20 protein-coding genes and 1 pseudogene are annotated in these 25,561 nt (G+C 39.3%); 12 read left to right on the top strand and 9 right to left on the bottom strand.

Going from position 1 to position 25,561, the window contains the following annotated elements; translation table 11 throughout:
* Positions 1–54 precede the first annotated feature (54 nt).
* The 6 genes from IM479_RS09355 to prfC form a co-directional block, all read right to left on the bottom strand.
* The gene (locus IM479_RS09355; protein ID WP_287685611.1) at positions 55–2,130 is read right to left on the bottom strand and encodes a methyl-accepting chemotaxis protein; all 2,076 of its coding nucleotides are present in this window, start codon (positions 2,128–2,130) and stop codon (positions 55–57) included.
* Between the two features lie 97 nt (positions 2,131–2,227).
* Complete coding sequence (locus IM479_RS09350; RefSeq protein WP_287685609.1) at positions 2,228–5,377, bottom strand: tubulin-like doman-containing protein; 3,150 nt, start codon at positions 5,375–5,377, stop codon at positions 2,228–2,230.
* A gap of 17 nt (positions 5,378–5,394) precedes the next feature.
* A complete protein-coding gene (locus IM479_RS09345; protein WP_287685607.1) occupies positions 5,395–6,519 on the bottom strand; it encodes a vWA domain-containing protein in 1,125 nt (374 codons plus the stop codon).
* Positions 6,520–6,784: 265 nt separating this feature from the next.
* Positions 6,785–7,816, bottom strand: a complete 1,032-nt coding sequence (locus IM479_RS09340; protein ID WP_061430455.1) for a GntR family transcriptional regulator — start codon at positions 7,814–7,816, stop codon at positions 6,785–6,787.
* A 284-nt stretch (positions 7,817–8,100) separates the two neighbouring features.
* Complete coding sequence (locus IM479_RS09335) at positions 8,101–8,811, bottom strand: lysophospholipid acyltransferase family protein (protein WP_287078023.1); 711 nt, start codon at positions 8,809–8,811, stop codon at positions 8,101–8,103.
* Between the two features lie 113 nt (positions 8,812–8,924).
* Entirely contained in the window at positions 8,925–10,559 is a 1,635-nt protein-coding gene (gene prfC, locus IM479_RS09330) for a peptide chain release factor 3 (RefSeq protein WP_287685604.1), read from the bottom strand.
* Positions 10,560–10,697: 138 nt separating this feature from the next.
* On the opposite strand from prfC, the gene IM479_RS09325 reads away from it, so the two are divergent.
* The 4 genes from IM479_RS09325 (at position 10,698) to IM479_RS09310 (ending at position 12,371) form a co-directional block, all read left to right on the top strand.
* The gene (locus IM479_RS09325) at positions 10,698–10,937 is read left to right on the top strand and encodes a type II toxin-antitoxin system HicB family antitoxin (protein ID WP_286827131.1); all 240 of its coding nucleotides are present in this window, start codon (positions 10,698–10,700) and stop codon (positions 10,935–10,937) included.
* Positions 10,934–11,164, top strand: a complete 231-nt coding sequence (locus tag IM479_RS09320; RefSeq protein WP_287685603.1) for a type II toxin-antitoxin system HicA family toxin — start codon at positions 10,934–10,936, stop codon at positions 11,162–11,164. The genes IM479_RS09325 and IM479_RS09320 overlap by 4 nt, the downstream gene beginning before the upstream one ends.
* 144 nt (positions 11,165–11,308) lie before the next feature.
* Entirely contained in the window at positions 11,309–11,536 is a 228-nt protein-coding gene (locus IM479_RS09315) for a helix-turn-helix domain-containing protein (RefSeq protein ID WP_287672172.1), read from the top strand.
* Positions 11,537–11,558: 22 nt separating this feature from the next.
* A complete protein-coding gene (locus tag IM479_RS09310) occupies positions 11,559–12,371 on the top strand; it encodes a TdeIII family type II restriction endonuclease (protein ID WP_287685601.1) in 813 nt (270 codons plus the stop codon).
* Here the strand turns inward: IM479_RS09310 and IM479_RS09305 are convergent.
* Positions 12,368–13,735 carry a DNA cytosine methyltransferase gene (locus IM479_RS09305; RefSeq protein ID WP_287685613.1) on the bottom strand — a complete coding sequence of 456 codons (1,368 nt, stop codon included), beginning with the start codon at positions 13,733–13,735 and terminating at the stop codon, positions 12,368–12,370. The genes IM479_RS09310 and IM479_RS09305 overlap by 4 nt on opposite strands.
* A gap of 778 nt (positions 13,736–14,513) precedes the next feature.
* Between IM479_RS09305 and sppA the strand changes: the two genes are divergently transcribed.
* A complete protein-coding gene (sppA, locus tag IM479_RS09300) occupies positions 14,514–16,328 on the top strand; it encodes a signal peptide peptidase SppA (protein ID WP_287685599.1) in 1,815 nt (604 codons plus the stop codon).
* A 53-nt stretch (positions 16,329–16,381) separates the two neighbouring features.
* Positions 16,382–18,541, top strand: a complete 2,160-nt coding sequence (locus tag IM479_RS09295; protein ID WP_287685597.1) for a ComEC/Rec2 family competence protein — start codon at positions 16,382–16,384, stop codon at positions 18,539–18,541.
* On the opposite strand, the gene IM479_RS09290 is transcribed toward IM479_RS09295, so the two are convergent.
* On the bottom strand, positions 18,531–19,061 hold the full coding sequence (locus tag IM479_RS09290) for a universal stress protein (protein WP_287685595.1): 531 nt from the start codon (positions 19,059–19,061) through the stop codon (positions 18,531–18,533). The genes IM479_RS09295 and IM479_RS09290 overlap by 11 nt on opposite strands.
* Positions 19,062–19,443: 382 nt before the next feature.
* Between IM479_RS09290 and IM479_RS09285 the strand changes: the two genes are divergently transcribed.
* The 4 genes and pseudogenes from IM479_RS09285 to IM479_RS09270 all read left to right on the top strand — a co-directional run bounded on the left by IM479_RS09285 (position 19,444) and on the right by IM479_RS09270 (position 21,609).
* Positions 19,444–20,043, top strand: a complete 600-nt coding sequence (locus IM479_RS09285) for an acyl carrier protein (protein ID WP_287685594.1) — start codon at positions 19,444–19,446, stop codon at positions 20,041–20,043.
* Between the two features lie 15 nt (positions 20,044–20,058).
* Positions 20,059–20,190, top strand: a pseudogene (locus IM479_RS09280) (acyl carrier protein); the annotation flags it as partial.
* Between the two features lie 85 nt (positions 20,191–20,275).
* The gene (locus IM479_RS09275; protein WP_287685592.1) at positions 20,276–20,662 is read left to right on the top strand and encodes a hypothetical protein; all 387 of its coding nucleotides are present in this window, start codon (positions 20,276–20,278) and stop codon (positions 20,660–20,662) included.
* A 2-nt stretch (positions 20,663–20,664) separates the two neighbouring features.
* Positions 20,665–21,609: an NAD(P)-dependent alcohol dehydrogenase gene (locus tag IM479_RS09270; protein ID WP_287685590.1), complete on the top strand. Its 945-nt coding sequence runs from the start codon at positions 20,665–20,667 to the stop codon at positions 21,607–21,609.
* Positions 21,610–21,619: 10 nt separating this feature from the next.
* On the opposite strand, the gene IM479_RS09265 is transcribed toward IM479_RS09270, so the two are convergent.
* On the bottom strand, positions 21,620–22,855 hold the full coding sequence (locus IM479_RS09265) for a bifunctional sterol desaturase/short chain dehydrogenase (protein ID WP_287685588.1): 1,236 nt from the start codon (positions 22,853–22,855) through the stop codon (positions 21,620–21,622).
* Between the two features lie 211 nt (positions 22,856–23,066).
* Between IM479_RS09265 and IM479_RS09260 the strand changes: the two genes are divergently transcribed.
* Both IM479_RS09260 and IM479_RS09255 read left to right on the top strand, forming a co-directional pair.
* Entirely contained in the window at positions 23,067–24,494 is a 1,428-nt protein-coding gene (locus IM479_RS09260; protein WP_287685586.1) for a glycosyltransferase family 2 protein, read from the top strand.
* Between the two features lie 464 nt (positions 24,495–24,958).
* Positions 24,959–25,561, top strand: a 603-nt coding sequence (locus tag IM479_RS09255; protein ID WP_287699376.1) for an Rpn family recombination-promoting nuclease/putative transposase, incomplete at its 3' end; no start/stop codon positions are given.

Raw genomic sequence — 25,561 nt, 5'->3', positions numbered from 1 at the left:
ATTATTCCTCCCATCGAGATATATTCTGAATTGTCAGTTATAACTATTATAATCTCATTTCTCTTTGTGATCAAGTTGAAGATTTTCTAGTTGTTGACATCTATAAGTATTAATACTCATTGCATAAGTGAGATGCTCCCCTTGCTCTGTCACTGTATCAATTAACTGAGACAAGTTAGCATTAGTCACATCGAGATTATTACTAGAGCGCTCAATACCATGAGAAGCAGTGAGGATTTTATCGGAGGTTTGGGAGAGTCTTTCATCGAGACTATTGATAAGCTGGTTTCCTAATTGTTTCGACTCGGAGTTAAAACTGTCTTGATAGGTTTTCACAGTTTCGATTAATTTTACTAATTCTCCCTGAATGTTGGATAACTTTTCTTGTTCAGTGACTAAGCGTTGCTGATTCTGTTCTAGGATTGTCTCAGAGACTTGAGTAACTTGCTCTGTCACTGTATCAATTAACTGAGACAAGTTAGCATTAGTCACATCGAGATTATTACTAGAGCGCTCAATCCCATGGGAAGCAGTGAGGATTTTATCAGAGGTTTGGGAGAGTCTTTCATCGAGACTATTGATAAGTTGGTTTCCTAATTGTTTCGACTCGGAGTTAAAACTATCTTGATAGGTTTTCACGGTTTCGATTAATTTTACTAATTCTCCCTGAATGTTAGATAACTTTTCTTGTTCAGTGACTAAGCGTTGCTGATTCTGTTCTAGGATTGTCTCAGATTTTTGATTCAAGTCAGTAATTTTTATTCCCAACTCAACCATAGTTGTCATTGAACGGTGGAAGTCTTGAGTTAAAGAAGCTAGAGATTGAGTTGATTGGTTTAAATCTGTAGTAGAATTAGCGAACTGTTGATGAGCAGTCATTAAATCTGCGGTTGCTTGCACTAACTTATCAGCAAAGTGACTACTTTCGATTTTTTCGGAAGCTTCCAGAAAACCTAGCGCACTATCCTGTAATTTTTGAGAAGATTCTTGGACATTTAAATACACTTGTTCTGCTAAATCGTTAGCTCTTTTATTACTGCTGATAATCTCCCCGATATTCTGCTCTAGTAGTGCAGTGGATTGAGTAAATCTCGCTTGAGTTTCTGCTAAACTAGCGGTAAACCTTTCGATATTACCAGAGAAGTTACTTTTTTCAATTAACTCTGATGCTTGTTTAAAAAGCAGCACACTATTTTTTAGTTCCTGAGAGGATTGTGTAAACTCTCGGTTTGCTTGCGTGATAATTGGTACTTGCTCGTTAAGTTCAAAAGCTGAACGCTGAAAAGTCGATGCACCGGTAGATAAAGTTCCTGCGGTTTCAGTTAATCTTTCACAAACCTGGGTGACTAATTTAGCAGTTTCCTGATTACGTTCAGCAATTTCTTTAGCAACTTCTCTTAAAGAAGATTCTAATACTCTCGTCACCTCATTATGAAAGTTAGTCAGAAATGCTTGCTGTTTCTCCACCATGCTATCAACCGCTTTATTCAAGCGACTATTCCCTTCTACAGTCGGCTGCAAGATGTTATCTAAATAGTCTTCTAGGGAACTAATTAGATTTACTTTAGCAAGGTTGGTATTAAAGATTAAGTTAATCACAGTCAGTAAAGAACTACAAGCTAAACCAATTAAGCTAGTGATAAAAGCAATACCCATACTTTCTAGGGGAGTTTTGAGCTTTTCTCCCAAACCTTGCACATCGACATTATTGATATCGATAAGTGTGCTGATTCCCGTCAGATTGAGAGTAATTCCCAGGAAAGTTCCCAACAAACCAAAAGCGAGGAGGAGATTGGGTAACACTCTTACAAAATAATCCCATTTCTCGCAACTGAGAGATTTAGACATGAAAGTAAATTTTTCTTCATGGTATAAACCATCCACCAAAGCTGCGGTATTAACATCATCTAGTTGACTACTGGCTATCTTAAATCTATTCTCTAGATTAGAAATAATTTTAGGTTGAACCCCGCGACTTTCTCCGCGAATTAAGCGCTTGACTTTTACAGTTGACTCGTGGAGATGTTTATAGAGAGTAATCCGGATTCCCAGAGTTAAGACGGTGGGAAAAATAACCAAGACTAGAGTTAAAACAATCAGATAGGGAGGAAAAAGGTTAAGTAATGCCATGATAGTTATTGGATACCTCGAATTGTGGTTGATAGAGAGAGTTGGGGGTGAATGTTTCCTCAGATAGCTGGGGAAACATTATTAAGATTGATAAATTTTACCATTCATCAGCAGTGCTAACTTCTGCGGGTAAACTGGGTTGACTACTGTTATTGTTTGTTCCCAATAAAGTTTGTTGCTTTTGCTGTTGTTTTTCGAGTTTTTTCTGTTCAGCAGCACGTTTTTCTAGTTCCATTTTTAGTTGATTAACAAAACGGGTGATAATTCCTTCTTTTGCCTCCTGTCGAGTATTTCCATCTTGTCCAGCTACCTTATCTTTGTAGCGATAATTAGGGTGATAGGAGGGTAAATTTTTGACATTGTTGACAAAATAGCTGATGTTCTGGAAATAATCACCCTCGTTAGTAAATAATAGAGGAGGATTAGCCAAAATCTCATTTTTTGCCTGATTAAGCAGTATCTGCAAAGCATTAATCATGTCATTACGAGAAGCAAATTGTTCTAAAGCAAGTCGCCAATTACCACTAATGTCAATGATGGACTTATTGTTAAATAAATCGCCTTCGATGACTAATTGATAAGTATCATCTTCCTGATAATATTCTAGTAAACCTAGAGCAATTGCGGGATAGAAAATAAACTCTAATTCCTCAATTAATTTGGCAGGTGGTGGGATAATATCAGCAAAATCTATCCTGTAATCATTGTGTAAAATGCTGATTTTCTTTTGGTCTTGATAGATTTTTTGTAACCCAGATAAATCAGTAATGATTCTTAGGGGAAACCCACCAAATTCGTAGGTGATTAGGATTTCTTCGTCCGTTTGAATTGATTCAAAAGAAGTACCCCGATTAATATTTAAATCAGATTCGAGAGTCTTCATGAATCTTTGCATGGTGGGTGAATTATCATCCTTAGTCCCAATTAGTAATGCTTTATCTGTATGCAAGCGATAGTAAGCATCATTAACATTTATCGGTAACATTAAATTAGCTTCTCGCAAAATTTGCCCCAAGCGTTCAGGAAAATCATGGGGTTGATATTGACCCATAAATCGCTTAATTACTGCATCAATTTTATTAGTGCTTACTGATTGAAACTGTTTCTCGATTGTTGCTGTTAGGGTCTCTTTGAGAGTTTCATTATCAATAACAAAAGATTGGCTAAATAAACTGAATAGGGAAGCATTATAGCCTAAATTATTGGTGACTTTTTGGCTAACGGAAATGTATTGAGTTCGGGAGTTACTGTCAGGGATACAGTTATCAATATTCTCCTCTGGAAAAATACCTTCTCCAGTCATCTCATCGAGATTTAACTGCATTAACTCCTGTTCGTATTTATCGTATTCTGTGATTAGCTGATATAGGGTTTCTTTCAGTTGTTGTATCTGCATCATTCGACTGGAAATATGCTTGAGAATCGCTTCGACAATCTTTCTAGATTCCCCATTGATGCTGAAATTAAAGTTCTGCTGAATTAATTTTTGTCCGCTTTGAACGTAGTGTCTTAACTCAGCTTTAATTTTCTCGCTATTGGCATTTTTATTGAAAATCTTGATGACAGACTTTTTCCCGTTTATATCTTCGAGAGTTTGTTTGACATTTCGCCAAATGTTATCAATTTTTTCCGAGGAATGAAACCCTTTATTATCTTGAAATAATTCCTCTAGATTCCCCTTGTAGGTATTAATCTGTACTTGTAAAGCGACCAAAAAAGATAGGCTATTTTCCAAAGAAAATTCTAAGCTATCAGGATTAAGAAGAATCTCCAAAAATTGGTCAATATCTGACTTAAATTTTTCGATTAACTTGGGTTGAGTCTGTTGGGTCAAAGTTAACCAGATTCCGCGACTGCTATCTGTTTCTCCCCCTTGTACTTTGCGAAACTCTTTTTCTAGGGATTGCTTGACGGTTTGGGGTAAATTCTCCAAATCTTGACTATTAGATATTTCTTCCTCTAGGGAATTTTTCCAAGAGGTTAAAGTCTTAGAAAAAGTTTTATTATTCTCTAGGGTTGCTTCTTCCAATCTGGCAGTAAAATAATCCTTATTACCTTGGGTACTCCAATTAGCTAGAAACTTACTTAATAACTCTTGTCCACTGGGACTTTGACCATATCCCTCTAACCAAAAATTAATTAATTTGAGACTAAAACGATTGAGACCAATCTGCACAATTCGGTCGCGAGTAAAATAAATCCTCGCTAGTCCAAAGGACATATAACCTTGACACATCTGAAAAGGATGATTATCTTTACGAATCATCGGGTCTTTATAATCATCCCGATTGCTTTTGATGCGAAGAGATAACTCATCGGCAAAATCCAAGAAAATCTTGTAAGCAATGACGTTACATAATTTACCTTTGTTATCAATCCGGTAATCTCCCGCAGTGCGATTAGAAACTAAGTAGGCAAAATCAAAAGGAGAACGTTTTTCATTAATGTTGACGAAATTTTGTTTATCATAACAGGCTTGAAAGGAATTACTTTCATTGGTATAATGGTCTAACTCTTTCAAAGCTGCATAGGTATTAGCTCTCATAATTGCCCCATCACCATAAAGTTTAGGACTAACTACCAAATAACCAAAGGATGTGTATTCGGTGGTTTGTTGTAAAATATGACGCAAAGTGTAGGCCACATCGAGGAAAATCCCGCTACCAGTTCCCCCACACAAAGAACCGACAACAAAGACATTTAAACCCTCTTGGACATTAAAACTTTGACCATTAACTTTACCGCTAAACATAAAGGATTCATGACCAGAAGTTCGTTTTTGGGCTGCTTCAATTGCCTCCTGAATTTTTTGATAGTTATGGAAGAAAGCTAAACGACCAACGGGACGAATACCTCCCGCACCATTTTCAATGGCAGTTATTTGTTTTTTTAGTCTTGGGTCTAACCAGCTTTCAATATGGGAAAAGGGACTTTCAAAAAGGGTTTTGTGTTCAAGTTCATAGGTGAGATTGTTAACATCCTGAGCATTCATATTAATAAATACTCTTTCAGCAGCTGATAAAAGAATTTCTTCTCCGTGATAGCTATTTCCTGTGGGTAGGCCAGAACCATTGAAAGCGTTTTTGTCTGTATCAATATGAACAAAACTGACAACGGGTAGGTTAGATAACTTTCCGTATTTATCAATAATAAAGCGACGAATTCTCATTAACACATCTCGACCAGTACCACCTAATCCGATGATAATTGTCCGTTTGATAGCGCGGGTTTGACTGTTGTTAGCCATAGTTTAAATCTCCTGAGTTATTTTTTGCTAATCTGAATTTCTAGTTCGATATCTTGATTGTTATGCTGATAAGTTAATTTCAAGTAATTTTTATCTATTTTCACCTCCTGAGTTAGTTGATTACCTCGATAAAAAATATCTGCTTGTTTGGTAGGTTTCAGATATAAATGATTGCCGCGTCTTTCTAAATAGCAGCGAATTTCTCCCCCAGGACAAGGAATGGTATTCTTATGATATTCATCACCACCGATGTTAATTCTTTCGGATGTTTTTAAAATATATTTTTGGGTCTCATTGTCATCATCATTAGATGGGACTTTAATAGTCCAAGCAGTATGTAACCGCAACCAATGACGAATCCCAAAAATACTCGCTACTATTCCCCCAATTCCCATTAATATAATTGCCAATGCTGGCAACCATAACTGACTCAAGAGATAAGGATTAATCAAACAGGTTTCTTGTCCTCCCGGTGCGGGAGTACAAAACTCTTGTGCTGTGGGAGCAATATCGACAACTGATAGTTTATATTTATTGCCGTTAGTGGCAGTAATTTCTTGGGTTCTTAGATTAATTGGTAGGGAATTAAGCCAGTTTTGTCTTTGCAAACTTTCGGGAGAATTAGCAAGACGAAAAGGGCTATTTTTTGGGGTTTCTATCCACTGTTGTGAAGTAATCCCCGCAGCAGTAGAAAGGGGTGCATCGGTAATCCAAACTACCGACTGGGGTTTGATAGCTTGATTGGCAGTTAAACGACACTGATTTAAGCGTGCCAGTCGGGGATAAACGTGCCATTCTGCGCGTTGAATATCGGTATTTTTAGCACTTTGGCTAGATTGCCAAGGAATCGCTTTTAAAACCGCATCTATATCTTCCTTTCCGCGAATTAAAATCGGTTCTGCAATCGGTTGGACATTATCAGCAAAAGGAACTAAATAAACCGAATCGTTATTTTTTAAACTATCGCGAATAATTTGACCGAGGCGCGTGCGTCCTTCATCATTAAAGTTAACACTACCAGTAAGATCGATCGCTAGGATAACATCTCGTCCTTGCCAACGAGCCACCAAATCTAATCCCAGTTTTTGCCAATCGGTAAGCGATTCTCCGGGGGATACCGTTAAACAGTCAGCACTTTTCATCTAGCCTTGTCCAAGAGTGAAAAATTGAGCTTGTCCCTATTCTTCCGCCATTGTACTAAAAAATTAATACTTCTTAAAAGTTTTTTTCGCTTTTATTCTCGACTTGCCCTAGGTTATTGTCAATAGTAACCATAGAATAAAATAAATTTTAAAGTTAAGCTGCCCGCGCATTTAAATTGCTTGTTGAGATAAGGCTCTCTTGCAAGAGGCAACAGTAAAGGGATTGGGGGAGATTTAGCGGTTAAAATGTGTCCTAGCTTATCAACTAACCACCTAATCCTAATTCTCGTCTTAGCAATTGAATTGATTTATCCCCAATATAATTATCACTACAGATAATTTCTGGCAGACGAATTAAATCCGATCGCACTTCATTAATCAGATTTTTAATTAAAGTATAACTCGCTTGATCACTGATAATTGTCTGGGAAGTTCGAGCTAAAACTTTTAACTTATCCGTTTCATGAATTTGGGCAGACATAACTAATAAATCATCGCCCCGTAAACTATGAATTAAAATTTCGGCCACCTTAATAATACCGGTGCTAATACTGACAATTCCCAAACGGCTATCGGTGGGTAATTTTTTGATTAATGCCAATTCCTTGCTGTAATCGTAGATATCGATGGGAATGACTCGTAGGTGAAAAGGAGCGGCAATTTCCTCCGCTACACTGATAAAATAGCGACTGGTGACAACAGTGGCAGATTTAGTATTGGCTAAAACTTGGGCTAAATCCTCCATTGCCACTAATTGGACGGGAATTTTGAGGGATTGCTCTAATTCTCTCAACATTAGTTTTCCTGCACCCAAATCGTGACGGGGAATGGTGACAAGAACTTGAGAACGACACTGCGATCGCCAATCGATTTCCGCCAGTAATAACTCGCGAATTTGCTCTAAAGTTAAACCTTGAGCGAGAAAACCAGCCAAACTCTGGCGAATTAGTCGGCCTATTTCTGGATTTTGTTCCAATAGGGGCGAACCCAATAAATTATCGTTTTCATGCCCGCGAGCCTTGACATAAATCCCCGAACCTGCTATGGATTCTACTAACCCATCATCTTCCAGTTGTTGATAAATTTTACTTATCGTATTACGGTGTAATCCCGTGATCATAGCTAGTTGACGGGTGCTAGGTAAACGATGGCCCGGTGGATACTGACGAGAGGCGATAGCGAAGCGAATTTGGTCAAATAATTGCTTAGAGGCGGGAATTTCACTGTCTGGCTGGATTTGGAACTGCATCGGATCACTTCGCTCACAAACTACTTTCGCTGATGCCCATTCTATCATTAGACCCCCTGCAACAATCGGACATCTTCACCGATCTGATGGGTTTCCGAGGCAGTATTCAGGAGCTAAAAGTAGAAAAAACCAAGATGTTATACTAAATCCGTTGAGTAACGCACAGAAAACGGGTTTCTCGGAGAAACCCGTTTTCTACTCATGCACTAATAACCAGATTTAGTATGATTTATTTAAACCAGAAAAGCCACTTTTTTGCTGAAAAATAGTTAAAACAATAATTTTAATCCGTCCCCGAAATCCCACTTGTGCGGTAGATAGTCAACAGCTGATTAAGGTGATTGATCCTCGTGGAGAAGTTTTAAGCGATCGCTCAAGGTTTTGGTTAAGCGGACAGTTTCCCGTTTTAGCGAATTTTGTTGATAATCAAGCACATTAATCCCTTGACCGATGTTTACTGTCGCTTCGCTTCCCCATCCGGGGTAAGGCTGATTATAACTAATGCTTACTGGTAAAATCTTTATATCTGCATCGGATTTCATCGTCTTAACTTCCAACGCGATCCGCGCTACCCCCGGTTTAAGAGGATGAACCACTCGATCGCGACAGATACCCCCTTCCGGAAAAATCGCCACCATTTCCCCCGCAGCCAACAGTTCGACGCTATGGACCAGACTACCCATACCGGGGTGATCGGTATTGACAGGAAAACCCCCCAAACGTCGGATAAACCAACCTTGTACCCCTTTCATCTCGTTAGCGGAAACCATAAAGCGCAAATCGCGTCTACTAACTAAGCGTCCCACCGCGTAGGGTAAAATCAGCGCATCCCAACGGGAACGATGGGTAGGTGCAAGGATGACACCCCCCGTTAGGGGAATATTTTCCTGTCCTGTGACGGTTATTTTGCTGAAAAAAGCTGGTAAAACTAGATAATTTCCCAGAAAATAACAAAAGCGAATTAAACAGGGATTAATTCGGGAATTGACAGCAGGACTTTTTCTAATGGTGAGGGACTCGTCAACGATAGTGCTTTGAGACATCCGAAGTGTTAGGAAAGATCGAGACTTTCTTGCCACTTCTACTTTAGTCTAGTTGTCTGGGGGGTCGCCATCTTGTCCTGACCAGTTCGGCAATTGTCTTGGAGGATTAATGGTTAGGATTGCGGTTCTACTCCCGATCCTACCGGTGCGATCGAGTTTAATTGCAAAGAGGGATGATCTTCTTTCACTTGCTGTAAATTCCACTCATTTTTGAATAATAAGACGGGACGGCCCCAGTAATCTTTGACAGTTAGAGTATTAAAGAGTTTACCTGCTTTTTCTAAAGCGGCCCAACCCCCGGCTACCCAACGGGCTAAACTATAGGCTAGGGGTTCGAGGGTAGTTTCGGCTCCGTACTCGCTTAAAAGACGGAATTGCACCACTTCAAACTGTAATTGACCGACAGCGGCTAAAATCGGGTCGCGTTTAAATTCATCGATCGAGGATAATATCTGTACGGCCCCTTCTTCCTGTAATTCCGAGACTCCTTTTTGAAACTGTTTGAACTTGGAAGGGTTAGGATTTCTGAGATAGGCGAATAATTCCGGGGAAAAACAGGGAATCCCTTCGTATTCGAGCTTTTTACCCATATAAATCGTATCACCGATCGCAAAGACTCCGGGGTTATTCAATCCGATCACATCTCCGGGATAAGCTTCTTCTATAACTGCGCGATCTTGGGCAAAAAGTTTCTGAGGACGGGATAAACGGATAGTTTTACCGGTTCTAGCGTGGTTTACTACCATATCCTTCTCGAATTTCCCCGTACATACCCGCACAAAGGCCACCCGGTCGCGATGTTTGGGATCCATGTTTGCTTGCAGTTTGAAGACAAAACCGGTGAAATCGGGATAGGTGGGATCAAGGACACCGAGGGAGGAATTGCGTCCTCTGGGGGGTAATCCATAGTCGAGGAAGGATTCTAGGAATAATTTCACCCCAAAATTGGTCATGGCGCTACCAAAAAAGATCGGGGTCATTTCTCCTGCGTGGACTGCTGGCAAATCCAATTGGGTGCCCAATTCCGAGAGCAGTTCTATATCCTCTTTTAACTGGTAATACAGGTCTTTTTCGAGATAATCCTCAATTTTGGGGTCGCCAAGCTCGATCACGGTTTCCTGCGCCTCCTGAGAGCCGTGGGAGCGACGTTCAAACAGGTGTATGGTCTGGGTAGCCCGATCGAAGACTCCCCGAAAGCGATCGCCAATTCCGATCGGCCAATTGACGGGATAGGTCTGTAATCCTAATTCTCGCTCGATTTCGTCCAATAAATCCAGAGGTTCGCGGCCGGGGCGATCCATTTTGTTAACAAAGGTAAAGATGGGTAACTGCCGCAGTTTGCACACTTCAAAGAGTTTTCTGGTTTGGGGTTCCAAACCTTTAGCCGCGTCGATTAACATCACCGCATTATCGGCAGCGGCTAGGGTACGATAGGTATCTTCGCTAAAATCTTGGTGGCCGGGAGTATCGAGGAGATTAATCTGAAAATCACGATAATCGAACTGTAAAACCGTGGAAGTAATCGAAATTCCCCGTTGTTTTTCCATTTCCATCCAGTCGGAGGTGGCTTTGCGTTGGTCGCGTCTTGCTTTGACTGCACCCGCTTGATGGATTGCACCCCCGTATAGTAACAGTTTTTCGGTCAGGGTGGTCTTTCCTGCGTCAGGGTGGGAGATAATGGCAAAATTTCGCCGTTTTTCCAAGACAGCTTCGCTGGTTTCTAGTTCTTTTTCAATTTCGGTCGTCATTCTAATTTCGATCGCTTTCCTATCTTTCTATTCTAGTTTAACTGGGGAGTTAATCCTCTCAAAAAATCGATCGCTCTGGGAAAAGTCATTAAAAAAAGTCTATGCTAGGATAATTTACAATCCACAACTGATAGTGTTATGAGTGATAATACCAAACAAATTTATAACTACACCGTTATTCTAGAAAAAGAGTCAGACGGTGGTTATCACGCTTTTTGTCCTGCGCTTAAAGGTTGTCATTCTCAAGGAGACACTTTTGAAGAAACGATTGTCAATATTACAGAAGCTATGGAATTGTACCTCGAAAGTTTGATAGCTGATCATCAACCCATTCCCAAAGAAGATTTGATTTTTAAGCCTTTAAATATTTTAGTATGAGTCAGTATCCCGCAGTTAAAGTCAAGGAGTTTATTAAAGTTATTGAAAAATTGGGCTTTTATTTGGATCGTCAAAAAGGTAGCCATGCTATTTACAAAAATACTGGTGGATGTAGGGTTGTGATCCCTATTCATTCAGGAAAAGATATTAAGCAAGGTACTCTCATGGGTATGATTCAAGATATTGGTCTTGATAAAGAAACATTTTTCGAGTTGTTACGAAAATAAGAGTTAAAAGATAGTCGAAGCGATAACAGCAATTGTACTTTCAGAGGAACGAAGCAATGTTTTAGATAAAATGTAAATTATAATCTGCAAAATGTGAATTATAATCTGTAGAAATACCTCATTAACTTTCTTCATAATTGAGCTGTGGCACAAAAAGAATCCTTAGATATCAAATATCGTTTTGGTAAAGCTATCAGAAAACGCAGAAGGGAACTTGACTTATCTCAAGAAATCTTAGCTGAAAAAGCTGAACTACACCGAACTTATATTTCCAGTATCGAACTTGGTAAGTGTAATGTATCTCTAGAAAATATCGAAAAGTTAGCCAAGGCACTTGATATATCTATTACTGATCTTTTTGCTGATTTATAAATTTGATGAATTGCAATTCAGTATGGATAATAGCCAGTTAGTGATAGAAATTCAAAAGCTAATTAAAAACTCAATAGAAAACTATTTTAAAAAACCCAAGCCTAGGAATCATCATATTTTAGATTATTTATTTCCAGAGGAGAGACAGATTAGTTCTGTGATGACTGGACTAACGACAAGCATGGGAACTACTTTCTGGGAGAAATTAGCAAACTTTTTAGCCAAAGATAATGGATTTCGTATTTTATATAAGCAGGATAAAAAACTTTTACAACCTAGTCCATTTCCTCAAGAATTAAGAAGTGAACTCGATAATTTAAAAAGTCTCAGAAAATCGAAAGAACAAAAAATATCCATGACAGAGTGCATTGAAAGACTTAGAGTAGTAGCTAAGAAAATAAATAGGAATAACCTCAATTATATCGATCCTCCTTCTGGTCATGGAGTAGATATTTATTTAATCAAAGACAATATTGAGTATGTGTTTGATTTAAAAGCTACACATCCTAATAGGGGAGATGGTTCTAGATTTAGCGACCAGTTGTTAGATTGGTATTGTTATCGGCTGTCCCGTGAACCTTTAGCAAGTATTCACACAAGAATTGTTATTCCTTTTAATCCTTTCTTACCTAAAACATGGTGGGAATCACAGGGAAATAAAATGTATCCTCTAGAGGAAAATCATGATATATGGGTTGAAAATGAATTTTGGGATTTTTGTTCTGGTAAAATCAATACTTGGTCATTAATTAAAGAAGCTTTTATCGATCTTCAAGAAGATAAAGCATTTATCAATAAGTATAAACAAAAGTTTCGTAATTATCTAGATAATTAATTTGGTAAAATTATTTCTAGTAAATTTCTTGCTACTGCCTCCACCACTGGTACAGGAACAGCGTTTCCGAATTGTTTTTTAGCGATAGCCGGCTGTAGATGATAGATAAAATTATCTGGGAATCCTTGTAATTTACGCGCATCTTGGGGAGTAATTTCTCGAAACTTTTTGGGTTTATAGATTTTCTTTAAAAACAATTGTTTGTATTCTTGGGGATGAGTAGCGGTAATTGAAATAGTAGCAATATAATCTTTAGCACCCGTAGCGGTTAGGGTAGGAATAATATCGGCCGTCGGTAAAATAATCCGATAAATGCCGTTAATTCCTGTCATATTTTTCGAGTTAATAAATTCATACTTACCCTCCTGCGTTTGCCAACAAATACCGAGAGAAACTAGCTGATTTAGTTCCTCGATTTTTAGATCGGGTATAATTTCCAAAAAAGTAGAAAAAGCCACGGGATGACCATCTTTTTCGCCATACTTTTTACTGCGTCTTAATTTCAGCAAAGCTAAACAGATACTTTTTTGTCGTTCCGTAGTTTTGATAATATCCCAAGAATGAATAGTTGTGTGGCCATTTCTTAAATCAGAAAAAATAAAAAAGTCATTTAATTCATCTTCTTTTTGAAAACGAGTTCTCGATGGAGGAACAAAACCATTAAATAAAGTATCCGCAGATAACTTGACTTTCTTAACCGGTTGAATATTCTTGATGTCTTCTAAAATATCCAAAACCTTCGGATGGATACCCAAAGGTAAAGGAAATTTAAACCGATCATAGTTTTCTATATCTTTTCTAATTCCTACGATAAAAACTCTCTCGCGATTCTGGGGTAAACCAAAATCGTAGGCATTTAATAACTGCCAGTAAACTTGATAACCACCGCTGGTTAATTCATCGATAATTAATTCTAAATTCTCCTGATTGCGAGGACTAGCCAACCCACTGACATTCTCGAAAATAAAGCTTTTTGGTTGACTTTTCTGGACTAATTTAATCACATCAAACCAGAGTTTTCCCCGGGGGTCATCAAATCCTCGTAAACATCCCGCTACCGACCAAGGTTGACAGGGAACACCGCCGACAATAAGATCAAGATTATCGGGTAAATTGCTAATTTTACTCACATCTCCGAAAGCAATTTCATCGCTGTTGAGATAGCTAAGAAAATTTTGTTGATAAACTTGGATTGCCTGTTTATCGATTTCTGAATAGCCTAAACAACGTCCTCCCAATTTCTCCAAAGCGATTCTAAACCCACCGATTCCCGCGAATAAATCGACAAAACGATACTGGGGATGGGTGATAACTAGATGTAGGGGTAATTGGGTTTGTGTGCTGACTTTAACTGTGGTTTTCAAGGGTAAATAATTCCTTTTCACCGTCTGGGAAGATGTGTGTCTGTATTAATTATTTTAGTATAACTTAAGAGTTTTTTTCTGGGTATTTTCAGCCGATAGAGGCACGACAATAATAGACCTCTTGTAACCCACATTCCGCACTTCAAATTGTAGTAAGCTGTACTGAATTTAAACTGCGTATTCAAAATTTTAGTACAAATGCTCAAACTTCCTCTCCCTGCTCCTTCTCCCTTGCAGTCTTAACGAGCAATTTAGATAGTCAACAGCTTATGGCTGGTAGCATATAAAATGAAAATAACTTAAGTATTTATACTTATGTTCTTGGGGCAGAAAAAGTGAGAAACTAAAAAAGTTCTCAAAAAATAAGCTAAGACGTATTTAAACCGCTTATTCTTAGATTAGCCGAATCTCCCCCAATCCCTTTACTGTTGCCTCTTGCCTCGTCTGGCCCAAGCAATTTAAATTACGAACAGCTTATTCAAGTCAAGAAAAATGTCAAAGATAGAAGTAAAAAATCTAGACCACTTTCGTTTTAGATCGAAAACAATTGACAAAAATCGCCGAATGTCTTTCTCTATAAAGGTTTCATCCCTCGAACCAGTTTTTGCGTCCAAGCCAGCTGAACAAGATTTCTTTGACCGAATTTGGTTCTCTCGCATCCGTGTCTTAACCTGTCGGTGATTCACCAAGATGTGTCAGGCAGTCAGATAAAAAAGTTGTTTCTGGGCGGGGAATCCCTACAATAGGAAACAGGAAAATTAGTAGTAGATGAAAACCGATGGGGCAGTTTTTTAAACAAACTTTCGCTAGTTGCTTGGGAACTTTATTGGGATTATTGGTATTTTCGTCCCTAGGTGTGGGGGGATTAGCATTTTTACTGCTTTCTTTCCTGATTTCTAGCGATAGCTCCTCAGTTAAGGAAAAATCAGTCTTAGTTTTTAACTTAGCCACCAATATCAGCGATGCTCCCCCTAGTTCTAGTTTAGCCGATAGTTTGACCGGTGAGAGTACGACCACTTTAAATTTACGACAGGTGATAGCGGCGATCGAAAAGGCCGCCCTTGATGATAATATTGTCGGTCTGTTACTCTACGGTCGCGGCACTGTCGGTGAATATGGCTATGCTACCCTGACGGAAGTGCGGCAAGCTTTGGCAAAATTTCGCCAATCGGGTAAAAAAATTATCGCCTACGATGTGGAATGGACGGAAAAGGAATATTATCTCGCTTCCGTTGCTGAAAAGGTGATTATTAATCCCGTGGGGAGAATGGAAATTAATGGTTTAAGTAGTCAACAAACCTTTTTTGCCGATGCACTAGAAAAATATGGTGTCGGGGTGCAAGTGGTAAAAGTGGGTTCTTTTAAAGGTGCGGTGGAACCCTATACGCGTCAGGATTTAAGTGTCCAGAATCGTCAGCAGCTGCAAACCCTACTCGATACAATTTGGTCTAATTATAGTGCCACAGTGGCCAAAAGTCGCAATTTACCCCCCCAACAAGTGCAAACTATTTCTGATACTCAAGGTATTCTGGAAGCAACCACAGCGAAAAAGGCGGGTTTTGTTGATGAAGTGGCCCATTTAGATCGAGTAATTGTTTTAGCAAAGGAGTTGACAGGAGAAGCAAAAAATAAAACTAATGAGGAGGAAAACTCTGGCTCTTTTTCGCAAATTTCTTTAGCTAATTATGCTAGTTCTCTCGATGATGAGGGGGGAGATAGTAGCGATCAAATAGCGATAGTTTATGCAGAAGGGACAATTGTGGATGGTCAGGGAGATAGAGGCGAAATCGGTGGGGATAAATTGGCGAAGGAACTGCGAAAATTACAAGGGAAGGAGGAGGTGAAAGCGGTAGTTTTAAGGATTAATAGTCCGGGGGGAAGTGCCACCGCTTCTGAGGTGATTCTGCGAGAAATTAAGCGTTTAGATGCGAAAAAACCAGTAATTATTTCTATGGGTGATGTGGCTGCTTCTGGGGGTTATTGGATCGCCATGGGGGGTCAAAGAATTTTTGCCGATAATGATACGATTACTGGTTCGATCGGTGTGTTTGGATTATTGTTAAATATCCAGAAAATTGCTAATAATAATGGCATCGATTGGGATACGGTGAAAACTGGACAATTAGCTGATATATCTACTATTACCAGACCGAAAAATACCCAAGAATTAGAAATTTATCAAGCGGCAGTTAATCGGTTCTATGATTTATTTATCGAGACGGTAGCCAAGGGGCGAAAATTATCCCCAGATAAGGTAAGAACTGTGGCCCAAGGTCGCGTCTGGACGGGAAAAGATGCGGTTAAAATTGGTTTAGTTGATCAAATCGGTGGCCTAGAAGCGGCAGTACAATACGCGGCCAAAACAGCTAAATTAGGAGATGATTGGAGTCTTAAAGAATATCCTCGATCGCAAAGTTGGCAAGAAGAACTTTTTTCTAATTTATTGCAAACCTATCTTCCTCCTCTAACTAAAAATAATCACCCTTTGACGCAGGAATGGCAAAATTTTCAGCAGGAATTATTGAAGTTACCTACATTTAATGATCCCCATAGTGTTTATGCTAAGTTACTTTTTAATCTCGATTTTCGCTGATATTAGGTAAAAATAATGCTCGCTAATTCTGAAATTGTTTGACAAAAATTTCTATGAATCGCCCTAATAGCGTTATTCTCGGTTTAGCCTATATTTTGGGATTGTTATCTACAGGTCTGGTAGATTTTAGTCCGCAGTTAAACCGATGGCAAGAAGTGGTAATTAGAATTGTTATTCTTAGTCTAATTACCCTATTAACCACGATTTTTATCCGTCGTTTTTGGTGGCAAAGTCCCCCTAGAAAAATTTGGCTGATGGGGGGATTAATAGCTATATTTGCCGTTGTTTATCTAGAAATTCGTACTCCTTACCCCAGCGCAAACGATATCAGTCATCTTTTAAAAAATAATGTGGTTAACTCTATTAAAATCACGGGCAGTATTATATCAGAAATTCGTCTCAATCGTCGAGAAAATTTACAATTTTGGTTAGAAGTAAAAGAATTTAGCCTCAAGAATTTACCGACAGAAAAATCCGCGGGTAAACTCTACGTTACTCTACCAAATCTAGCAGAAAATCAGGTTTACCCCGGACAAAAAATAACAGTTAAAGGATTACTTTATCGTCCCCGTCGTGCCAATAATCCCAATGCTTTTGACTTTGCTAATTATCTAGCGCGTCAGGGTGCTTTTGCTGGTTTAAAAGGGGAAATAATTATCGATAAAAAATCACCGACTTGGGGAGTTTGGCAGATTCGTCAGCGCATTGTTGAGGCACAAATTCAGGGAATAGGCCAGGAAAAAGGGACTTTATTAAGTTCGATTACCCTCGGACGACAAGCGGTTAATTTGCCAGCAAAAATCACTGATTTATTTATTAAAACTGGATTAGCTCACATTTTAGCAGCTTCTGGCTTTCATGTGGCTATTTTGTTGGGGTTTGTTTTAACTATTACTCGCAATTTATCCCCCAAAAAACAGTTTATTATTGCCATTACTATCTTAATAGTTTACGGCACTTTAACCGGGTTACAACCTTCAGTCTTGAGGGCGATTTTGATGGGAATTGGGGCATTAATCGGTCTGCTTTATAATCGACAAGTTAATAGTTTAGGTTCCCTGTTACTAGCGGCTACAATTCTATTATTATGGCAACCTCTCTGGATTTGGGATTTAGGATTTCAGTTAAGTTTTTTAGCGACTTTGGGATTAATTATTACCGTTCCTTTACTGAAAAATAAAATTGACTATTTCCCTAATTTAATCGCTGAACCTATAGCTATTAGTCTAGCTGCTACTCTCTGGACTATGCCTTTATTAATGTTTACGTTTAACTCGATCGCTCTTTATAGTATCCCCATTAATATTATCACAACTCCTCTAGTTACCCTGATTAGTTTAGGAGGAGTTTTTACTGCCTTTTTAGGCTTAATTTATCCCCCTTTGGGCAGTATCAGCGCTAGTATTCTCTATTACCCTCTAGAGTTATTACTGCAAATTACCACCTTTTTTAGTCTGCTTCCTTTTAGTACCTACTCCACAGGTAAATTATCTTTAGGAGTGATGTTAATTATTTATATTTGCCTTACCTTAATCTGCTTTAATATCTGGTTTCGTCAACGGTGGCATTTAATCGGTTTATTTATCCTCACTTTAATTTTAATACCGATTATTTATCAGCATTTAACTTTAACTCAGGTGACAGTTTTAGCCACCAAATCGCAACCGGTAATAATTATTCAAAATCGAGGAAATACTCTCTTAATTAATGGGGAGGAACCCGCAACAGCACGTTATACAGTTTTGCCCTTTTTGCGACAGGAGGGAATTAATCAAATACAAGGAGCAATAACCGTCAATAATTCGGCGCAATTCTCAACTATCAGTGAGAGCATACCGATCAAAAAAACTCTTAATTTATCCCAGTCAGAAAAATTTAATCTCGGCGAAATTACTGGACAATTGCTCGAGAAAAATTTATTTAAATTTCAGGTAAAAAATCAATCTTGGCTATGGATTGTCAACCCGAAAATTCCCGTTAATTTATCCCAAGAATTTAGCCCCCTAGTGTTATTATGGCAGGGAAGCAATCTAGACAAACAATGGTTAGAGTCAATTCGACCTCAAACAGCGATCGCTGTCACCACCAATCTCTCCCGCAATGTCAGAAATCAACTGAGAAAGGCCCGGATTAAGACTTATTGGACTGGGAGAGATGGAGCGATTCAATGGACAGCCAAAAATGGATTTCAACCCTTTCTAATTAATGAGTGATGTGTACTACCAAAACTGAACAGGGAGCATGATGCACCACATAATTACTGACACTACCTAAGATTAACTCAGATAAACCCGATCGACCGTGACGACCAACAATAATTAAATCTATCCCCTCTTGCTGGGCAACTTGACAAATTTTCTGTCCCGGATCACCAATATAATAATCAGCCCGGGCTGTGATATTATCTTCCTTAGCTCGATCGACTAAACCGTTTAACCAAGCTTGTAATTCCGCCTGCATTTCTTCGGTGATTTGTTGTTCTAAGGCGATCATATCGGGGGGATAACCGCCACCATAACCGATCAGATTACCATAAATAAAAGTTTCCGTGTAGGGAGTCAAAGGTTTAGACAGACTATAAATAATCCGCAACTCACTAGCGTAGGTTTTCGCTAAGAGGATAGCCGTATTCAATACCTCTGGAGTGACATCTTGATAATCCACAGCCACGAGAATTTTATTATAGAGTTTGTTGGTATCCCGATCGACTGAGATTGTTTCCGTATTATTCATAGAATTGCCTCCTCGATAGCAGATAAGCTCAGGGATAAAAACCATTGCCAGCAATACACCCGGGAAATAGCAGAAAATTGCTGAAAGCTGTTGACTGATAGTTGACGCTCCCCTACCTCTAGTGTGACATTTTTCGGATGATGTAGCTAAATCCCCAAAAAAATTAACAATTTACCCCACTGTCACCCCTGTCCTAACTTATAGCAGTTATCTTAATGGTGAGGTATGAGGTTTTCGTTTTGGGGAGACTCCGAGACGATACCCTATAGGGTTATACTTCATCTTTATGAGAAACGCCGTATTTATAGTTTTAACCGATAAATTGCTTGATCGGTGTTGATACGCTAGATTTTTTAGAAAAGTATTGATCTTGAGATACAATATGATTGAGATTTTTTGCGGCAGCAGAGCTAATCAAATGAATGAAGATAGCAAAAATTATGAGATGCAAATTCTGGCAATGATGATCAATCAGTATTTAGATGATATGGTATCTCTGAGTGAAGAAAAATTAAATCAGCTAGAAGCAAACCGCGATCAGATTGTTTGGGATTTAGCCACAAGAATTTACAAGGAAAGTGGTCATAAAGTAGAATTTCATATAATACGAAACTTAATTAATTCTAGAATTGAAGTTATGAGGTATCAGTTATTTTTCAGTAAATCCAGTCTATTAGAATCAAAGAGAATCGATGAAGAGAAAGCTATGAAAATAGCAGAACAAAAAGCTAATGCTATTATTAATGATAAAAAAATTGATGATACCAAGAAAATAACATCACAAGAAAATGAACGAAAACTGGCAATTTTTATCAAAGTTCAAGAGATAATTAGTGATCAATTAGAGGTGGAAAAGTCTGAGATACATATTGATGATGAACTATTTTATTTACAATCTGCCGAAAGAGTCAGTAGTTATAGTTCTTATAGCTTTTATAGTTCTTGTAGTTCTTTTGGCTTTGGCCGGAATAGTTGCTTATGATCAAATTGGGGAGGAGATGAACTTGATACGATTGACTTAATCATGGCTTTAGAAGAAGAATTCGAACTTGAACTTGAAGAAAAATGCCAAGAATTTACAACAGTGAAAAAGCTAGTTGATTATCTTGCTGAAAATTTAGGCAAGTAACAATATTAATTTTTATCACAATATCTCAAGTTATCAGCCAAATATAGCTATAATCCAATTAGAGCGAGTTCTAAACCAACAACTTATGATTAGTCGCTACATTGTTGCATGGCTCCCGATGATCGTAATAGGAATTAGTAACGGTATTCTCAGGGAAAGCACCTACGGAAAATATCTCGATGAACTGCGCGCTCATCAAATTTCTACCCTGACAGGAATCATTTTTTTTAGTCTTTATATTGGCACTCTTGTCTATTTTTGGGTTCTAGAATCCTCCAGCCAAGCAATTACTATCGGTTTAATTTGGTTACTATTAACAGTGGGTTTTGAATTTCTGTTCGGCCATTTTATTGCCGGTCACTCTTGGTCAAGATTAGGACAAGATTATAATCTTTTAGCGGGACGAGTTTGGATTTTTGTTCTCTTGGTCATTACTTTTGCTCCCTTACTATTTTATCAACTTTTTTCTTAATTATGAAAGCTATTATCATTAATCGCTATGGCGATAGTAATGTTCTCCAATACACAGAAATAGAAAAGCCAATTCCCCAAGCGAAAGAAGTCTTAATTAAGATTATGGCAGCGGGAATTAATCCGATTGATTGGAAGATTCGTCGGGGAATGCTCAAAATAGCCACAGGTAATAAATTTCCCCTGCAATTAGGTTTTGATTATGGGGGAATTATCGTTGAAAAAGGCAGTCAGGTGGAACAATTCCAGATCGGAGATGAGGTTTTTGGTTTTCTCAATCAATTACCGGGTAGAACCTATGCTGAATATGCAATTATTCCCGCTTCCCTATTAGTTAAAAAACCGCATAATCAGAGTTTTATTCAAGCTGCCGCCACTCCTTTAGCCGCTTCTACCGCGTTGCAAGTCTTGCGGGATTTTGGCAATATTCAAGCGGGGAATCGGATTTTAGTTAATGGTGCATCGGGAGGAGTGGGTAGCTTTGCCGTGCAGATAGGGAAAATTTTCTCCGCGCAAGTAGATGGAGTTTGTAGTAGTAAAAATATCGATTATGTCACCTCTTTAGGAGCAGATAAAGTTATCGATTATACCCAAGAAGATTGGAGAAAAACTGAGCAGAAATATGATCTAATCTTCGATGCTGTGGCTAAGTCTTCTTTTTGGCACTGTCGTCAGCTTTTAAAACCCCAAGGAACCTATATAACCACCCTACCAAATCCAGGGATTATCCTCTTAAATTATCTCACTGCTTGGTTGCCCCAAAAAGGGAAACTGATATTTTTTGCTCAAGCACAAGCGTCCGACTGGCAATTTCTCAAAGAAGCGATCGAATCGGGACAATTAACTGTTAGAATCGATCGCACCTATACTTTTTCCCAGGTGGTAGAAGCTCATAATTATAGTGAATCGGAAAGAGTGCGAGGAAAAATAGTCTTGATCCCCGATTAAGGATAAATAGTTAGGGATTTTCCCGATTTTTTGGGGAACGAGTAAATAGTTTTAAGTAGGTAGAAACAGAGAATTCTTTAATTGGAAAGGTGATAAAAGTCAAGGGATTAATAGTAATAATAACATTGCGGCTATCCCTTTGTACCGCCTTGATAATCTGTTTAGCCACCCAATCGGCGGACATAATACCCACAGGATTTAAATTACTCTTAAAAGGACCAAGAATTAGCTTTCTTACCACACAGGGAGCATCTAAACGACGCAGGGTAATCAGATCACCGATCGCTCGTTTACTGAGTTCGTAGAGGGGACTAAAGGCAGGATTAACCTCCGCTTCCGAGGTATTCACCCAGACTTCCTTGCGGGCAATTTGCTCGTTAGTGCGGACAGTTTTGAAGAATAATTCCATTAAACGCCAGACGGAAAAAGTATTCACTTGGTAGGCTAATTCGATCGCTTCTGGGGTTCTTTGGCCGTGGACATTAACGCCATGATTTAAAATCAGTATATCTACAGACTTAAATAGGTTCTCAAGTTGCGTTTCTTCACCGATTTGCCATTTTACGGTTTTTACAGGTACTGATTCGCCGTTAATTTCAATAGCGATCGCATTCTCCCCGGAAGTGAGCGCGATCACCTTGGCTCCCTTCAGTTGTAGGTACTTTAAAAGCGATCGCCCTAAGGTTCCATTCGCTCCGGTAATGGCGATCGTTTTGCCCTTGAGAGAAAGTGCCGTCCCCATCAATTTATCCATAAAGGTGAAAGTTCCACAATAATAAGCCTTTTGGTTATCAAAATGGTGTCGCCAGTGGTAGGTACGATTCACGCGCCATGGAGCGGGTAAACTCTCAAATTGCCCCGGACGATGGGTTAAATCGGTTAATTCGTCCAGATTTGCCATACCTAAACCTCGACCGATCGCCGTACTGAGAAAAGCCATAGTATAAAGGGAGCCTAACCAACCCAACCAAGGGCGATCGAACCCCCAAGAGTAGGCCAGTAGTACAGGTAAAACACTGGCAGCCAACATAACCAAGGCCTCCGGTACATCATTGTACCAGTGCGCCTTGCGATAAATTTCCTCGCTCATGACCGACAGATCGGGACGAAAAACCCGATGATGCCAGACGTGCAGACGATAAAGGGGCTGCCAATGGTGGGCCAGAGCATGATAGGAATCACGCACGATCTCCACCCAAATAATTGAGCCACAAATCAGTCCGACACAGAGGAGCAGGTTTGACATAGGGGATAAATGTTAAATTTTCTCAACGAATGTAAACAAAGCAATCTTAACCGAAAAAGCGCATTTATCGGGTAAAAGGAACCAATAGCTTGAAAAACTAGGGTTTATTTCCCGAAACAACTTAAGATTCTGTTAAAAATTTTAACAATTTTCGGTAAGATAAAGCAAGAAATAAGCTTCTATTTGAACAGTTACTTAACCTGAGTCGATTATGGCAGAAAATTATTGGTCGCGAGAGGATGATAACGAAGAATTAGACCCGATCGGTTCCCTCCTATCTGACTGGTCCGATCCCGAAGACGAGGAGGAGGAATTTAGGAGCGAAATTTTTCAAGGCCGATCGGGACGCAGACAGAAAGCGGCTTTTAGCCTCATGGCGATCTGGACAATAATTATCGCACTTCATTGGCTGAGTTGGGGTTATTGGGCAATTATCGCCTTAACTATCGTACTATCGGGGCAAGCTTTGCGGCTGCTGTTCACCAAACCAGAAACGCCGTCAATTCCTTTACCAGATCAGGATTTAGCCTCTCTACCCAGGGTTTCCCTCTTAGTAGCGGCCAAAAATGAAGAAACCGTAATCACGAAACTGGTTAATTATCTCTGTCATCTAGACTATCCCCAAGATAAGTTAGAAGTCTGGATCGTCGATGACTATAGTACCGATAACACGGGTGCGATTCTCGATCGCCTTGCTTTAGAATATCCCCAATTAAAAATTCTCCATCGTCCTGCTAATGCTGGAGGTGGCAAGTCCGGGGCCTTGAATCAGGTTTTATCCCTGACTAACGGGGAAATTATCGGTGTATTCGATGCGGATGCGGGATTATCCTCCGATCTACTGCGTCATGTCGTGCCAATGTTCGAGGATCGAGAAGTGGGTGCGGTACAGGTGCGAAAAGCGATCGCCAATGCTGCCGAAAACTTCTGGACAAAAGGACAAGCGGTAGAAATGATCTTTGATAGCTGTTTCCAACAGCAACGGATCGCGGTGGGAGGGATCGGAGAATTGCGCGGAAATGGTCAATTTGTCCGTCGTAGTGCCTTAAATCGTTGCGGGGGTTGGAATGAACAAACGATCACCGACGATCTTGATTTAACTATTCGTCTCCATATCGATAATTGGAAAATTAATGTCTTAAATTTTCCCGCAGTAGCGGAAGAAGGGGTGACAACGGCGATCGCTTTATGGCATCAGCGCAATCGTTGGGCCGAAGGTGGTTTTCAGCGTTATCTCGACTATTGGAAAGCGATTTTAAAGTCTCCCATGCCTTGGCCGAAAAAGTTTGATTTAATTGCTTTTTTGATCGTTCAATATATCTTACCTGCGGCCGCTATTCCCGATCTTTTAATCACTATTACTCGTCATCAAACCCCGATTTTAACTCCTTTAACTGGTTTAGCTCTTTCCCTTTCTATGTGGGGGATGGTGACAGGATTAATCCGAGTCAATACGGGTAAAAAATTCACTTTTGCTCTCGGTTTAGACATCCTTGCTCAAACCATTCGCGGCATGATTTATATGATGCACTGGTTTATTATTATTCCCAGTGTCAGCCTGCGGATGGCTTTGCGTCCTAAACGTTTAAAATGGGTGAAAACCGTTCATCTGGGGGAACATCTCAGCGCCGAAGTTTAATTTTCGAGGATAGACTCCAAAAACTTTGGCCTTATCAGGCTCGAAATCCCCTGTCAATGAAGGTTACAGCCTTTGGAAACCCCTTTTGGAAAAATTTCCAATTTCCTTAATCATGCTTGCTACCAATAATGTGTTAATTTAGATACAGAATTGAATTCCGTGACAGCACTGGGGTGGCGAAAAGCGCTCGCTCCAGTTTTTTTTGTGATCGGTTAGTGGAATGTCTGCGCTGCGCTTGTTAATCACTTTAAGGTTAAATCCAGCGAAAATGCCATTAATTTCTTATCGAGAAAACGGGTTTCTTCAAGAAACCCGTTTTCTGTGGGGTTTTTTGCGGGAAGCATCCCCCTCTCCTCCTAGGTTAAGGGGGTGAAGTCATAACAATCCGTTGCCAAAACCGACTTTTCAGAATATAATAGGGAAGAGTAGTCATTCATCACTCAGATTAGTTAAGATGATATTACATGACTAATAATATTGACCACGATCGCTTATTTAAGGAGTTAATCTCCACCTTTTTTATCGAATTTATTGAGTTGTTTTTCCCTCAATTGATGGATTATTTAGATAGGGACTCGATTACTTTTTTAGACAAAGAAGTATTTACCGATGTCACGGAAGGAGAAAGACATGAAAGCGATTTAGTGGCACAGGTTAAGTTTCGAGGAAAAGAATCTTTCTTTCTGATTCATGTAGAGGCGCAGGAAAGTTCCCGCAAGTGGTTTAACCGGCGAATGTTTACTTATTTTGCTCGCTTTCATGAGAAATTTGTCTTACCGATTTATCCCATTGTAATTTTTTCTTATTCAAAGCCAAAAAGAGCAGCAATTAGTCAGTATGTGGTCGATTTTCCCGATTTTAAGGTATTAGAATTTAACTATCAAGTAGTGCAGTTAAATCGATTAAATTGGCGAGATTTTCTCAATCAGTCGAATCCGGTTGCTTCAGCTTTGATGGCGAAGATGAACATTGCCGAGAAAGAGCGAGCCAAGGTTAAGGCGGAATGTCTGCGCTTGTTAATTACTTTAAAGTTAAATCCTGCGAAAATGCAATTAATTTCCGGATTT

It is taken from the genome of Microcystis sp. M165S2, assembly GCF_020245885.1.
In the GTDB taxonomy this organism is placed as follows: Bacteria; Cyanobacteriota; Cyanobacteriia; order Cyanobacteriales; family Microcystaceae; genus Microcystis.
Note: the sequence above shows the minus strand (reverse complement) of the source record. Positions and strands in the feature narration are given on the sequence as shown.